This window comes from Streptomyces sp. NPDC028928, assembly GCF_055564915.1.
Genome location: NZ_JBVHVI010000017.1, coordinates 95,148 through 108,602, shown reverse-complemented (window position 1 = coordinate 108,602; position 13,455 = coordinate 95,148). Strand labels below are relative to the sequence as shown.

11 protein-coding genes are annotated in these 13,455 nt (G+C 72.6%); 8 read left to right on the top strand and 3 right to left on the bottom strand.

Annotated features, from left to right (window positions below; translation table 11 throughout):
* The first annotated feature begins 149 nt into the window (after window positions 1–149).
* Complete coding sequence (locus tag ACZ4U1_RS33925; RefSeq protein WP_467908009.1) at window positions 150–863, top strand: class III extradiol dioxygenase subunit B-like domain-containing protein; 714 nt, start codon at window positions 150–152, stop codon at window positions 861–863.
* 181 nt (window positions 864–1,044) lie between these two features.
* On the opposite strand, the gene ACZ4U1_RS33920 is transcribed toward ACZ4U1_RS33925, so the two are convergent.
* Both ACZ4U1_RS33920 and ACZ4U1_RS33915 read right to left on the bottom strand, forming a co-directional pair.
* Window positions 1,045–1,332: an antitoxin gene (locus ACZ4U1_RS33920; RefSeq protein ID WP_467908008.1), complete on the bottom strand. Its 288-nt coding sequence runs from the start codon at window positions 1,330–1,332 to the stop codon at window positions 1,045–1,047.
* Between the two features lie 24 nt (window positions 1,333–1,356).
* Window positions 1,357–1,653, bottom strand: a complete 297-nt coding sequence (locus tag ACZ4U1_RS33915; RefSeq protein ID WP_467908007.1) for a hypothetical protein — start codon at window positions 1,651–1,653, stop codon at window positions 1,357–1,359.
* A 183-nt stretch (window positions 1,654–1,836) separates the two neighbouring features.
* Here ACZ4U1_RS33915 and miaA point away from each other — a divergent pair, with 183 nt between their 5' ends.
* From miaA to hflX, 6 genes are all read left to right on the top strand, one after another.
* Window positions 1,837–2,775, top strand: coding sequence for a tRNA (adenosine(37)-N6)-dimethylallyltransferase MiaA (miaA, locus tag ACZ4U1_RS33910; RefSeq protein WP_467908006.1), 939 nt, complete (start codon window positions 1,837–1,839; stop codon window positions 2,773–2,775).
* Between the two features lie 107 nt (window positions 2,776–2,882).
* Window positions 2,883–3,491 (top strand): hypothetical protein, encoded by a 609-nt coding sequence (locus ACZ4U1_RS33905; RefSeq protein WP_467908059.1) that lies wholly within the window; start codon window positions 2,883–2,885, stop codon window positions 3,489–3,491.
* Window positions 3,492–3,590: 99 nt separating this feature from the next.
* On the top strand, window positions 3,591–4,460 hold the full coding sequence (gene dapF / locus ACZ4U1_RS33900) for a diaminopimelate epimerase (protein ID WP_467908005.1): 870 nt from the start codon (window positions 3,591–3,593) through the stop codon (window positions 4,458–4,460).
* 185 nt (window positions 4,461–4,645) lie between these two features.
* Window positions 4,646–6,949, top strand: coding sequence for a RelA/SpoT family protein (locus tag ACZ4U1_RS33895; protein ID WP_467908004.1), 2,304 nt, complete (start codon window positions 4,646–4,648; stop codon window positions 6,947–6,949).
* An 85-nt stretch (window positions 6,950–7,034) separates the two neighbouring features.
* Complete coding sequence (locus ACZ4U1_RS33890; RefSeq protein ID WP_467908003.1) at window positions 7,035–8,564, top strand: M1 family metallopeptidase; 1,530 nt, start codon at window positions 7,035–7,037, stop codon at window positions 8,562–8,564.
* Window positions 8,565–8,739: 175 nt separating this feature from the next.
* Window positions 8,740–10,230 carry a GTPase HflX gene (gene hflX, locus ACZ4U1_RS33885; protein WP_467908002.1) on the top strand — a complete coding sequence of 497 codons (1,491 nt, stop codon included), beginning with the start codon at window positions 8,740–8,742 and terminating at the stop codon, window positions 10,228–10,230.
* A gap of 65 nt (window positions 10,231–10,295) precedes the next feature.
* Here the strand turns inward: hflX and ACZ4U1_RS33880 are convergent, their stop codons facing one another.
* The gene (locus tag ACZ4U1_RS33880) at window positions 10,296–11,522 is read right to left on the bottom strand and encodes a trypsin-like serine peptidase (RefSeq protein ID WP_467908001.1); all 1,227 of its coding nucleotides are present in this window, start codon (window positions 11,520–11,522) and stop codon (window positions 10,296–10,298) included.
* 357 nt (window positions 11,523–11,879) lie between these two features.
* Between ACZ4U1_RS33880 and ACZ4U1_RS33875 the strand changes: the two genes are divergently transcribed.
* Window positions 11,880–13,337, top strand: coding sequence for a diaminobutyrate--2-oxoglutarate transaminase family protein (locus ACZ4U1_RS33875; protein WP_467908000.1), 1,458 nt, complete (start codon window positions 11,880–11,882; stop codon window positions 13,335–13,337).
* The last annotated feature ends 118 nt before the right edge of the window (window positions 13,338–13,455 follow it).

The window sequence follows — 13,455 nt, the reverse complement described above, 5'->3', positions numbered from 1 at the left end:
TGAGGGGCCGTGCACTCCCGAGGGGTCGTGCTCGTCCTGAGGAGTCGGCTCGTCCTCAGTGGCCGTGCTCGTCCTGCGCGGGAGCGACCTCACCGACGTGCTGATCGAGGAGTGACACCCGGCCGTCCTGCCGGGTTACGCTGCCGATCATGCTTGTCGCCGCCGCCGTATGCCCCTGCCCGCCGCTGCTCGTGCCCGAGGTCGCCGCGGGTGCCGCCCCGGAACTGGACGCCGCGCGCGCGGCCTGCACGGACGCGCTCGGCGTGCTCGCCGCCGCCCGCCCCGACCTGCTGGTGGTCGTCGGTACGGCCGGGCAGAGCGGGCCGGGCCGGTACGCGCAGGGCACCCCGGGCACCTTCCGCGGCTTCGGCGTCGACCTGGACGTACGCCTGGGGCCCGTCGGCCACACCGTCCCGGAGCGCGAGCTGCCGACCTCGCTGACCGTCGCCGCGTGGCTGCTGGAGCGGACCGGCTGGGCCGACGCCCCGATCGAGGGACTCGCCGTCCCGGACACGCTGGAGCCGGAGCGGTGCGCCGAGACCGGGCGTGAGCTGGCCGGCCGGGCCGGGCGGGTGGCCCTGCTGGTCATGGGAGACGGCAGCGCCTGCCGCACGCTCAAGGCACCTGGTTACCTGGACGAGCGGGCGGCCCCTTTCGACGCGGAGGCCGCCCGGGCCCTCGGTGCGGCCGACGTGGCCGCCCTGCGGGCACTGGACCCCGGCCTGGCCCACGAACTGCAGGCGGCCGGCCGCGCCCCCTGGCAGGTCCTGGCCGGCGCGGCCGAGCACACCGATCTCACCGGCAGTCTGCTGTACGAGGACGCGCCGTACGGCGTGGGGTACATGGTGGCGACCTGGTCCTGACCCTGGCCCAGGCGCCGCCCGGTGGCCGGCCCTGGTCCTGGGCCTGGCGCGCGCTGCCTGGTCGGCGGCCTGGTTCCGGGCCCCGGACAGCCACCGGGGCGCCCCGTACCTCACGGGACGCCCCGGTCACATGGTCACCAGGCCACATGGTCACCAGGCCGGTGGCCCGGTGGCCGGTTCCTCAGGAAGCCGGCGGTGGGCCCTCCGGAGGGGCCGGGCGGGTCGGGGTCGTGGGGGTGTGGGGCGCCGCCTCCGGGCCGCTCTTGTGCGCGAGGCGGTCCATCGCCTCCTTGGCCTTGCCCGTGCCCGCCTGGATCTTGTCGCTGTACTTGTGTTTGGTCCGGTCGTCGACGGCCTTCGCGGCCCTGTCGATCCCGTGCTGGACCTTGTCCCCATGCTGCCGCGCGAGGTCCGACACCTTGTCCTTGGCCGGGCCCAGCTTGGCCTTCATGTTGTCCATCAGACCCATGGTCCACCTTCCCTCGCGGGACAGTTATCGGCGGGCGCCCTCACCGGCCTCCGTGTCGGCGGCCTCCCCGGCGGACTGCTGCCGGGGGATCCCGGCACCCTCGGACGCGTCGTCCGTACCGGAGTCCGACCGCACGGCCACGTCCTCGTGCCCGTCCCCGGACGCCTCCTCGGCCTCCGCCGCCCCGGCCTCGCTCGCCGGCACCGTCGCCTCGGCCTGCTCCGCCTCGGATCCCTCCGGCTCCGAGCCGGAGTTCGCCGGTGCGTCCGACGCCTCCGGAGTCGCCTTCGACCTGCCGAGAAGCCGTGCAAACACGCCCATATCCACTCCATACGGTACTCGTGCGGGCGAATTCCCGCGTCGCCCGGTGCGTACGGTTGCGCCGCCCGGGCCACCGCCTCCGGCACCCCGGAGGGCGGTACCTCGCCACGGGCAACGACCTGGGACGCGCACCGTCACGTAACTCGTTCGAGACCTCACCGGGAGGTTTGCGAGACTGGTGCGGTGAGCAGTGCACCCCCCGCCCCCCGCGTCATCGCCGTCGTCGGACCCACCGCGGCCGGCAAGTCCGATCTCGGCGTCTTCCTGGCCCAGCAACTCGGCGGCGAGGTCGTCAACGCCGACTCCATGCAGCTGTACCGAGGGATGGACATCGGTACCGCCAAGCTGACGCCCGAGGAGCGCGGCGGCGTCCCGCACCATCTGCTGGACATCTGGGACGTGACGGTCACCGCCTCGGTCGCCGAGTATCAGAAGCTGGCCCGCGCGCGGATCGACGCACTGCTCGCCGAGGGCCGCTGGCCGATCCTGGTCGGCGGATCCGGCCTGTACGTCCGCGGTGCCGTCGACAATCTGGAGTTCCCCGGCACCGACCCGGAGGTACGGGCCCGTCTGGAGGAGGAGCTGGCGCTGCGCGGATCCGGCGCGTTGCACGCCCGGCTGGCCGCCGCCGACCCCGAGGCCGCCCGTGCGATCCTGCCGAGCAACGGCCGCCGCATCGTCCGTGCCCTCGAAGTGATCGAGATCACCGGCCAGCCTTTCACGGCCAACCTGCCCGGCCACGACTCGGTCTACGACACCGTCCAGATCGGCGTCGACGTGGCCCGGCCGGAACTGGACGACCGCATCGCGCGGCGCGTCGACCGCATGTGGGAGGCGGGCCTCGTGGACGAGGTGCGCGCACTGGAGGCGCAGGGACTGCGCGAGGGGCGCACGGCGTCGCGCGCGCTCGGCTACCAGCAGGTGCTCGCGGCACTCGCCGGGGAGTGCACCGAAGCGGAGGCGCGGGCCGAGACCGTTCGTGCCACCAAGCGCTTCGCGCGCCGTCAGGATTCGTGGTTCAGGCGCGATCCCCGGGTGCACTGGTTGAGTGGGGCCGCGGCGGACCGCGGGGAACTTCCGCAGCAGGCCCTGGCGTTGGTCGAACGACCGGTCACAGCCTGATCACGTCATGGCATCGGGATGCGCCGCCGGTCATCGCGGCCTTCGGCGCCGTGCCATCATCGAGCTTCGATCGACCAAGTGGAGCCTAGTTGGGAGGGCGCGTGGCGATGGAGGCCGGCCCTCGCGACACCGCACCAGGTGCCGAGCACCTCACCGCCGAGGGTGACGAAACGGGCCGTGACGAGCCCTGCCCCGGTGAGGACCGTGCACAGCCGAACGACCTGCTCGCGGACCCGCTGTCCGACAGTTCTCCGTCCGACGACCCCCTGGTCGGCGACCCCCTGTCCGAGGACCGTCTCACCGACGACGGCCCCGACGACACCCCGGACGGTGTGACCGACGACGGACCGGAGCCCGAGGAGATGTACCCGGGCGGCCCGGAGGTCGAGGTCGAGCTGCGCCCGCAGCGCCGGCTCCGCATCTGGCAGCTCGCCCCCATCGTGGGCCTCGCCGCCGTCGGCTCCCTGATGTTCGCCTTCCCGCTCGCCTTCGACTTCGGCGACAGCGGCGCGGTCATCGCCATGCTCGGCCTGCTGATCTGCTCCTGCGCGGCCGGCTGGGGCATGATGGCCGCCCGCCGGGTGGGCTACACCTGGCCCGGCCTGCCCCCGCGCGGCTCCGGCCGCCGACCGGACTGGCGGGTCGTGCTCGGGTACGTACTCCTCGTGATCGTGGTGGTCGTGCTCGCGGTGTGGCGCGTGGCCCGGCTCCGCTAGCCCCTGCCAGGACGGGCGCTGCACGGTCGGGCCCTTCCGGACGGCACCGTCGGACCCCGCCGGGACGGCACTGTCGTACCCACCCCGTACGATCGAGGAATGAGCGCACGGATCGCCTTCCTCAAGGGTCACGGCACCGAGAACGACTTCGTGATCATCCCGGACCCCGAGAACGCCCTCGACCTGTCCCCGGCCGCCGTCGCCGCCCTGTGCGACCGCCGGGCGGGCATCGGAGCTGACGGTGTGCTGCACGTCGTACGGTCCGCGGCGCACCCGGAGGCCCGGGAGATGGCCGCCGAGGCCGAGTGGTTCATGGACTACCGCAACGGCGACGGCTCGGTCGCCGAGATGTGCGGCAACGGCGTCCGTGTGTTCGCGCGCTACCTCCAGCACGCCGGACATGTGGCCGAAGGTGACCTCGCGATCGCCACGCGCGGGGGCGTGAAGACCGTCCACCTCGCGAAGGACGGTGACGTCACTGTCGGCATGGGCCGCGCCCGCCTCCCCGAGGGCGATGTCACGGTGACCGTCGGCGAGCGCAGCTGGCCCGCGCGCAACGTGAACATGGGCAACCCGCACGCGGTGGCCTTCGTCGCCGACCTGGCGCACGCCGGCAACCTGCACACCGCCCCGCCGGTCAGCCCCGAGGGCGCCTACCCGGACGGGGTGAACGTCGAGTTCGTCGTCGACCGAGCCCCCCGCCACGTCGCCATGCGCGTCCACGAGCGCGGCTCCGGCGAGACCCGCTCGTGCGGCACGGGCGCGTGCGCCGTCGCCGTGGCCACCGCCCGGCGCGACGGCACCGACCCGGCCGTCACCGGCACCCCGGTGACGTACACCGTGGACGTGCCCGGCGGGCGCCTCGTCATCACCGAGCGGCCCGACGGCGAGATCGAGATGACCGGGCCCGCCGTGATCGTCGCCGAGGGCGAGATCGACGCGGAGTGGCTCGCTCACGCTGTCGGCTGACCGAAAACCTAAACCTCGTTTCCATCGCTCGAATGGGTGATCCGTTTCACGCTCGGCGAGAGGCGGTCGGTCGCGCGTGGTGGGCTCGATAGCATCAAGCACCGGCACGGACGGGGGAACGTCGCCAACCCTGAGCCGCGTACGCCCTGGGGCCCCGTCCGCCGGTCCACGAGCCGGAGGTGCCCATGAGTGCGGAGGCCACGAACCCTGCGACCGCTGGCCCGGTAGCGCCCCCAGCGCCACAAGCGCTCACCGCGTCCGCGGCGCCCGCGGCGGCGCGCAGAAAGTCCCGGCCCCGGATCGACCTGCGCCGGCTCGGCCGGGCCGCGTTGCTCGGCCCCGCCGCCCGCGACAAGCTGCCCGACGCCATCAGCCATGTCGTGGAGGCGCACCGGGCCCACCACCCCGACGCCGACCTCGAACCCCTGCGCCGGGCCTACGTCCTGGCGGAGTCCTCGCACCGCGGACAGATGCGCAAGAGCGGCGAGCCGTACATCACGCACCCGCTCGCCGTCACCCTGATCCTCGCCGAACTCGGCGCCGAGACCACCACCTTGACGGCCTCTCTGCTGCACGACACCGTCGAGGACACCGAGGTGACGCTGGATCAGGTGCGGGAACAGTTCGGCGAGGAGGTTCGTTATCTGGTCGACGGCGTCACGAAACTGGAGAAGGTCGACTACGGAGCCGCCGCCGAGCCGGAGACCTTCCGCAAAATGCTCGTCGCCACCGGCAACGACGTGCGCGTGATGTCGATCAAACTCGCCGACCGTCTGCACAACATGCGCACCCTCGGCGTGATGCGCCCCGAGAAACAGGCGCGCATCGCCAAGGTCACCCGTGACGTCCTCATCCCGCTCGCCGAACGCCTCGGCGTGCAGGCCCTGAAGACCGAGCTGGAGGACCTGGTCTTCGCCATCCTCCACCCCGAGGAGTACGAGCACACCAGAGAACTCATCGCGCGGAACGCCGCCCGCCCCGGCGACCCCCTCGCCGAAGTCGCCGACGAGACGCGCGGGGTGCTGCGCGAGGCCGGCATCCCGGCCGAAGTCCTCATCCGGCCCCGGCACTTCGTCTCCGTCCACCGCGTGTCCCGCAAACGCGGACAGCTGCGCGGCAGCGACTTCGGCCGCCTGCTGGTGCTGGTGAACGAGGACGCGGACTGTTACGGCGTCCTCGGCGAACTGCACACGTGCATGACCCCGGTGGTCTCGGAGTTCAAGGACTTCATCGCCGTACCGAAGTTCAACCTCTACCAGTCCCTGCACACCGCCGTCGCCCGCCCCGACGGCCAGGTCGTCGAAGTCCTCATCCGCACCCACCAGATGCACAAGGTCGCCGAGGCCGGCGTCGTAGCCCTCGGCAACCCCTACGCACCGGCGTCCGACACCTCCGCCTCGGACACGTCAGCCTCCGACACCCCCGCCTTCGCCGACGGTGAGCGCGCCGACCCCACCCGCCCCGGCTGGCTCTCCCGCCTCCTCGACTGGCAGCAGGCAGCCCCCGACCCCGACACCTTCTGGTCCACCCTGCGCGAGGACCTCGCCCAGGACCGCGAGATCACCGTCTTCCGCCCCGACGGCGGCGCCCTGGGCCTTCCCGAGGGCGCCACCTGCGTGGACGCGGCCTACGCGCAGTACGGCGAGGACGCCCACGCCTGCATCGGCGCCCGCGTCAACGGCAGGCTGGCCACCCTCAGCACGGTCCTGCGCGACGGCGACACGGTCCAGCTCCTGATGGGCCAGGACCCGGCCTCCGAGCCCTCCCGCGAGTGGCTGGAGCACGCCCACACACCGGCCGCCCGCATCGCCATCCAGCGCTGGCTGGCCGCCCACCCCGGCGGCGGCACCGACACGGCCGAGCCGGACGGCGGCCCCGCCGCGCCCGCCGGGACCACCCGCCCGGTCGCGGCGCCGGACGGGGACCCGGCCGAGCCCCCTCCCGCCGCTGCCGCCCGCCCTGCCGCCCGCCCCGGCGCCCCCGAAGGCGCCCCGCCCGCGCGCCCCGCGGACGAGACCCCCGCCCCCCGCCCCCGGCGCGCCGACGTGCTCGCGGACCGGCCCGGTGCCGCCGTACGGCTCGCCGGGTGCTGTACGCCCGTACCGCCGGACGAGATCACCGGGTTCGCGGTACGCGGCGGAGCGGTGACCGTGCACCGCGTGGAGTGCGCCGCCGTGGCGCACATGAAAAGCAGAGGGCGCGAGGAGATCGGCGTGCGCTGGGGGGACACCACCGAGTGCCGGGTCACCCTGGTCGCTGAATCGTTCGGCCGCCCCCATCTCCTCGCCGACCTCACCGAGGCGATCGCCCTCCAGGGCGCCGAGATCGTCTCCGCCACCGTCGAACCGCCCAGCCAGCAGCGGGTGCGCCACACCTACACGCTCCAGCTCCCCGACGCGGCCCACCTGCCGGCCCTGATGCGCGCCATGCGGGACGTACCCGGGGTGTACGACGTGAGCCGCGCCCAGCACCAGGCACCCACCTCCTGACGACGCCGCCGTCCGGCCTACCCGATCGGGTGGGCCGGTCGCGCGTCGCCGCCGCGGAGGGAGCACGCACTGGTAGCGATGGTCCATGCCGCTCACCCCCCGCCCCCGGACCCGGCCGGGGCTCTCCCGCCTCCGGCTCCGGCACACGCTCCGCCGACGCCGCAAGGCGGCCCTGCTCGCCTCCGCCGTCTCCGTCTGCCTCGTCGCCGCCGCGGCCCCGGCCGAACCGCTCGGCGTCGGCGACCGCCTCTACCCGTACCTGGGCAACCCCGGCTACGACGTCGCCTCGTACGACCTGTCCCTCACCTATCCCGGCACCAACGACAAGCCGCTGCAGGCCGTCACCACCATCGACGCCTGGACCACCGCCGACCTGGAGCGGCTCAACCTCGACTTCGCGCACGGCACCGTCCGGTCGGTCGAGGTCGACGGACGTCCCGCGGGCTTCACCCGCGCCGGCGAGGACCTGGTCGTCACCCCCGAGCACCCCCTGACCGAGGGCAGCTGGACCCGGATCACCGTGCGGCACACCAGCGACCCCGTCTACGGCGACGACCAGCCGGGCGGCTGGGTGCGCACCTCCGACGGCCTCGCCATGGCGAACCAGGCCGACGCCGCCCACCTGGTGTTCCCGTGCAACGACCACCCGTCCGACAAGGCGATGTTCACCTTCCGCATCACCGCGCCGAACGGCTACACCGCCGTCGCCAACGGCCTGCGCGCCGGAGCCGACCGGGTCGGCACCACCACCACCTGGACCTACCGCACCCAGCACCCCATGGCCACCGAACTCGCCCAGGTGTCCATCGGCCGCTCCGCCGTGGTGCACCGCGAGGGCCCGCACGGGCTGCCCCTGCGCGACGTCGTGCCCGCCGACGACCGCAAGGCCCTCGAACCATGGCTCGCGAAGACCCCCGACCAGATCGCCTGGATGGAGAGCAAGGTCGGCCGGTACCCCTTCGAGACCTACGGCGTGCTCATGGCACAGGCCGACACCGGCTTCGAACTGGAGACCCAGACCCTCTCGCTCTTCGAGAAGGGCCTGTTCACCGAGCCCGCCTACCCCAAGTGGTACATCGAGTCGGTCATGGTGCACGAGCTGTCCCACCAGTGGTTCGGGGACAGCGTCACCCCGCGCAGCTGGTCCGACGTCTGGCTGAACGAGGGCCACGCCACTTGGTACGAGGCGCTGTACGCCGAGGAGACGGCGCACCGGCCCATGGCGGAGCGGATGAAGGCCGCCTACGGCGCCTCCGACCGCTGGCGCGAGACCGGCGGCCCGCCCGCCCGGCCCAAGCCGCCCGTCCCCGGCCAGAAGATCAGCATCTTCCGCCCCAACATCTACGACGGCGCCGCGCTCGTGCTCTACGCCCTGCGGCAGGAGATCGGCCGGCCGGCCTTCGAGCGGCTGGAGCGCATCTGGGTCCAGGAGCACCGGGACGCCACCGCCACCACCGGCGACTTCGTCCGGCTGGCCGCCGCCGTCTCCGGCCGCGACCTCAGAGACTTCTTCCAGGCCTGGCTGTACGGCGAGAAGACCCCGCCGATGCCCGGCCACCCGGACTGGAAGCCGCTCCCGCCGACCCGGACCGCCGAGCCCCGCGTCCGGCGATAACCCGGTGACGAGACGGGCCGTACCGTGCGACCATCTACGGGTCGGCACGCGCACGGGTCACGGGAATCTCCCGGGGTACTCATGCGTTGAACCCCACGTGCGGCCCGGGCGACCGACCGCCGTACCGACGCCGTAGGGCACTCCCATCGACGTATCTCATCGACGTAAGGATCCAATGACCTCCTCTTCTTCCCCTTCCCAGGACACCAAGCGCCTCGCGCACGCCTATCCCGAGGGTCTTCGGGCCGATGCCCTGATGGAAGAGGACGTCGCCTGGAGCTACGAGATCGACGGCGAGCGGGACGGCGACCAGTTCGACCGCTCCGAGCGCGCGGCCCTGCGCCGCGTCGCGGGCCTCTCCACCGAGCTGGAGGACGTCACCGAGGTCGAGTACCGCCAGCTCCGCCTGGAGCGGGTCGTGCTCGTCGGCGTGTGGACCACCGGCACCGCGCAGGACGCCGACAACTCCCTCGCGGAGCTGGCCGCCCTCGCGGAGACCGCGGGCGCGCTCGTGCTCGACGGCGTGATCCAGCGCCGTGACAAGCCCGACGCGGCCACCTACATCGGCTCCGGCAAGGCCGCCGAGCTGCGCGACATCGTCATCGAAACGGGCGCGGACACCGTCATCTGCGACGGTGAGCTGAGCCCCGGCCAGCTGATCCAGCTGGAGGACGTCGTCAAGGTCAAGGTCATCGACCGTACGGCCCTGATCCTCGACATCTTCGCCCAGCACGCCAAGTCCCGCGAGGGCAAGGCGCAGGTCGCGCTCGCGCAGATGCAGTACATGCTGCCGCGGCTGCGCGGCTGGGGTCAGTCGCTGTCCCGGCAGATGGGTGGCGGTCGCGGCGGCCTCGCCACGCGTGGCCCCGGTGAGACCAAGATCGAGACGGACCGGCGCCGGATCCGCGAGAAGATGGCGAAGATGCGCCGGGAGATCGCGGACATGAAGACCGGCCGCGAGGTCAAGCGCCAGGAGCGCCGGCGCAACAAGGTGCCGTCCGTCGCCATCGCGGGCTACACCAACGCCGGCAAGTCCTCCCTGCTCAACCGCCTCACGGGCGCCGGCGTCCTGGTCGAGAACGCCCTGTTCGCGACCCTGGACCCGACCGTCCGCCGGGCCGAGACCCCGAGCGGCCGGCTGTACACGCTGGCGGACACCGTCGGCTTCGTCCGGCACCTGCCGCACCACCTGGTCGAGGCGTTCCGCTCCACCATGGAGGAGGTCGGCGACTCCGACCTCATCCTGCACGTGGTGGACGGCTCGCACCCGAACCCGGAGGAGCAGCTCGCCGCCGTACGCGAGGTGATCCGGGACGTCGGCGCCACCGACGTGCCCGAGATCGTCGTGATCAACAAGGCGGACGCGGCCGACCCGCTGACCCTCCAGCGGCTCCTGCGGGTCGAGAAGCGCTCCCTCGCCGTCTCGGCGCGCACCGGCCAGGGCATCGAGGAACTGCTCGCCCTGATCGACAACGAGCTGCCCCGCCCCTCCGTCGAGATCGAGGCGCTCGTGCCGTACACCCACGGCAAGCTCGTCGCCCGCGCCCACACCGAGGGCGAGGTGATCTCCGAGGAGCACACCGCGGAGGGCACCCTGCTCAAGGTCCGGGTGCACGAGGAGCTGGCGGCGGACCTGGCGCCCTACGCGCCGGTCTCCGCGGCCTGAACCACCCCGGCACGAAGGCCCGCCACCCGCTCGGGTGACGGGCCTCCGTCATGTCTGGGGCCTGCTCACCGCCCGGCGAACTGCTTGCTCACCGACTCGTACACACCCTTGGCCACCTCACCCAGCCGGGGACCGGCCAGCCAGCCCGCGCTCACCGGGCCGATGGACGTGTTGGACACCAGCGCGGGCTTGCCGTCCGCGCCCGTCTCCACCCAGCCGCCACCGGAGGAACCACCGGTCATCGTGCACCCGATCCGGTACATCGTCGGGTCGGACTGCTCGATGGAGAGCCGGCCCGGCTTGTCCTGGCACCGGTACATCAGCTGACCGTCGTACGGCGCCGCCGCCGGGTAGCCGGTCGCCGTGATGCTCTTCACGTTCGCCACGGCCGGCGCGTCGAAGTTCACCGGCAGCGCCCCGCCGACGGTCTCCTCCAGCGACTTCCCGCCGCTGCCCTGCTCCGGCGTCACATGGATGACGGCGAAGTCGTACGAGGCACCGTCACCGCCCGTCTGACCACCCTCGCTGATCCACTGCTGCGAGGTCTTCGCCGCGTCGGCCCACCACACGCCCAAGGGGGCGATGTCGGACCGGCTGGCGTTCTCCAGCTCGGCCGCCGACTTGCCCTGGTTGTTGTACGACGGCACGAACGCGATGTTCCGGTACCAGCCGCCCTTCTTGCCGGCGTGCACACAGTGACCCGCCGTCCACACGAGGTTCGACTTGCCCGGATGCGCCGGGTCCTGCACGACCGTCGCCGAGCAGACCATGGTGCCCTCGGGGGAGTCGAAGAGCAGCTTGCCCGAGGTGGCCGCGCTGGTGTGGTACGGCGGCGTGACCGCCTGCGCCTTCACCGGCTGCGGCGTCGGGTCCGTCACGCCCTGGTCACCGGAGATGTCGTTGTCGTCGACGCCCTGGTCCGGGTCATCGGCGTCGCGCATGCGGTCCGGGTCCCACAGGCCCTTGATGATCGGGTTGATGAAGTCGTTGGCCTCGCGCAGCCAGTCGTCCCTGTTCCAGTTCTTCCAGGCGCCGTTCTTCCACTTGTCGATGTCGATCCCGTGCTCTTTGAGCCTGTGCTTCAGGTCTTCAGGGATCGTGATCTTGCCGTCACCGGTGCCCCCCGCGGTCGCGGTGGCGGTCGGCTCGCCGTTGGCGTTGTCGTCACCGTCGTTGCAGGCGGTGGCGGTCAGCGCCAGCGCCGACACGAGGGCGACCGCCGTCAGCGAGGTGGAGGCGCGGCGACGACCCCTCCCTCGCCGAGCGGTGAACGACGGCCGTATGGATCGCATGTTCTTGACTCCCCCTGCTGTGAAAGGAACTCGGCGCTTCGGCCCCGACACCGGCGGCGAACTCATGGAAGGTTCATGCCGGTCTCACGACCTTCTGGGAACGGCATCACACACTATGCCGTCGCTGTGGGGGAGTTCTGACGGCAGGGCAACGGTTCCGTCACAGGCTGCCTGGGCAGGCCGTGTCAGGGCGCTGCCTGAACAGGGCGTGCTGCCAAGGAACTCGGGGCGACCCCGTAACCGCCCGAACGGTCCGCGGTTGTAGCCGGTGGGGCCAGCTGTCCGTGTCCGGTCCCCGGGGATCAACTCGCCCTTGAACAGCGGGGAGGACAACGCGCAGTGGCCGCTACGGAGTCGATGGCTGGAGGCACGCCCGGAGAGGCACGGGCCGTGCACGAGGGGATCCTGAGACGCCAGTCGGCGCGGGAGTCCTCGGCGCGCACCTACGCCCGCGCCCTGCCCATCGTGCCGGTCCGGGCGCGCGGGCTCACCATCGAGGGCGCCGACGGCCGCCGCTACCTGGACTGCCTCTCCGGCGCCGGCACCCTCGCCCTCGGCCACAACCACCCGGTCGTCCTCGAAGCCATCCGCAAGGTCCTCGACTCCGGCGCTCCCCTCTCCGTCCTCGACCTCGCCACCCCCGTCAAGGACGCCTTCATCACCGAGCTGTTCCGCACCCTCCCGCCCGGCCTCGCCGACCGGGCCCGCGTCCAGTTCTGCGGACCGGCCGGCACCGACGCCGTCGAGGCCGCCCTCAAACTCGTCCGGGCCGCGACCGGCCGCACCGGCATCCTCGCCTTCACCGGCGCCTACCACGGCATGACCGCCGGCGCCCTGGCCGCCTCCGGCAGCGCCCGCGACGTCCAGGTCGCCCGCCTGCCCTACCCCCAGGACTACCGCTGCCCCTTCGGCGTCGGCGGCCGGCCCGGCGCCGAACTCGCCGCCCGCTGGACCGAGTCCCTCCTCGACGACCCGAAGTCCGGCGTCCCCCTGCCGGCCGGCATGATCCTCGAACCCGTCCAGGGCGAGGGCGGAGTGATCCCCGCACCGGACGGCTGGCTGCGCCGCATGCGCCGGCTCACGGCCGACCGGGCCATCCCGCTGATCGCCGACGAGATCCAGACCGGAGTCGGCCGCACGGGCGCCTTCTGGGCCGTCGAGCACAGCGGCATCACCCCCGACGTCATGGTCCTGTCCAAGGCCATCGGCGGCAGCCTCCCACTGGCCGTGATCGTCTACCGCGACGATCTCGACGTCTGGCAGCCCGGCGCCCACGCCGGCACCTTCCGCGGCAACCAGCTCGCCATGGCCGCGGGGACCGCCACACTCGCCCATGTCCGCGAGAACGCCCTCGCCGAACGCGCCGCCGCCCTCGGCACCCGCATGCTGACCCAACTGGCGGAACTCACCCACCAGTTCCCCTGCGTGGGAGACGTACGGGGACGCGGACTGATGATCGGCGTCGAACTGGTGGATCCGGACGCCCGCCACGCCCCCTCTCCCACGGCACCCCTTCCGGGCCACCCCGATACCGAACCTACCGGCCTGGAGCCCACCCGCACTCCGCACCCGGCCGCGCCCGAACTGGCCGCCGCCGTACAGCGGGAGTGTCTCCAGCGCGGACTGATCGTCGAACTCGGCGGCCGCCACGCGTCCGTGGTGCGGCTGCTTCCACCCCTGACGATCAGCGACGAACAGGCGACGGCCGTACTCGACCGCCTGGCCGACGCGGTGGCAGCGGCGGCCGCCCGCCACCACACATCCCACGACCCACACCAGCAAAGACACCACGGCTCTGCCCAGCGCGCAGGCTGACCACCTCACACGCCTTGCCTGTCCCCTCACCCACTTCACCTCCTTCCCCGGGCCTTCCCGGCATCCAGGCCGACACCGACCGTCGGCGCATCGCTTCCGTACACGTCCCGCTCTCCTC

Excerpts from the sequence above, each read along its gene's own strand:
- ACZ4U1_RS33875 (WP_467908000.1), top strand. The coding sequence starts at position 11,880 with ATGGCTGGAGGCACGCCCGGAGAGGCACGGGCCGTGCACGAGGGGATC.
- ACZ4U1_RS33890 (WP_467908003.1), top strand. The coding sequence starts at position 7,035 with ATGCCGCTCACCCCCCGCCCCCGGACCCGGCCGGGGCTCTCCCGCCTC.
- hflX (WP_467908002.1), top strand. The coding sequence starts at position 8,740 with ATGACCTCCTCTTCTTCCCCTTCCCAGGACACCAAGCGCCTCGCGCAC.
- dapF (WP_467908005.1), top strand. The coding sequence starts at position 3,591 with ATGAGCGCACGGATCGCCTTCCTCAAGGGTCACGGCACCGAGAACGAC.
- ACZ4U1_RS33920 (WP_467908008.1), bottom strand. The coding sequence starts at position 1,332 with ATGGGTCTGATGGACAACATGAAGGCCAAGCTGGGCCCGGCCAAGGAC.
- ACZ4U1_RS33915 (WP_467908007.1), bottom strand. The coding sequence starts at position 1,653 with ATGGGCGTGTTTGCACGGCTTCTCGGCAGGTCGAAGGCGACTCCGGAG.
- ACZ4U1_RS33905 (WP_467908059.1), top strand. The coding sequence starts at position 2,883 with ATGGAGGCCGGCCCTCGCGACACCGCACCAGGTGCCGAGCACCTCACC.
- ACZ4U1_RS33880 (WP_467908001.1), bottom strand. The coding sequence starts at position 11,522 with ATGCGATCCATACGGCCGTCGTTCACCGCTCGGCGAGGGAGGGGTCGT.
- ACZ4U1_RS33895 (WP_467908004.1), top strand. The coding sequence starts at position 4,646 with ATGAGTGCGGAGGCCACGAACCCTGCGACCGCTGGCCCGGTAGCGCCC.
- ACZ4U1_RS33925 (WP_467908009.1), top strand. The coding sequence starts at position 150 with ATGCTTGTCGCCGCCGCCGTATGCCCCTGCCCGCCGCTGCTCGTGCCC.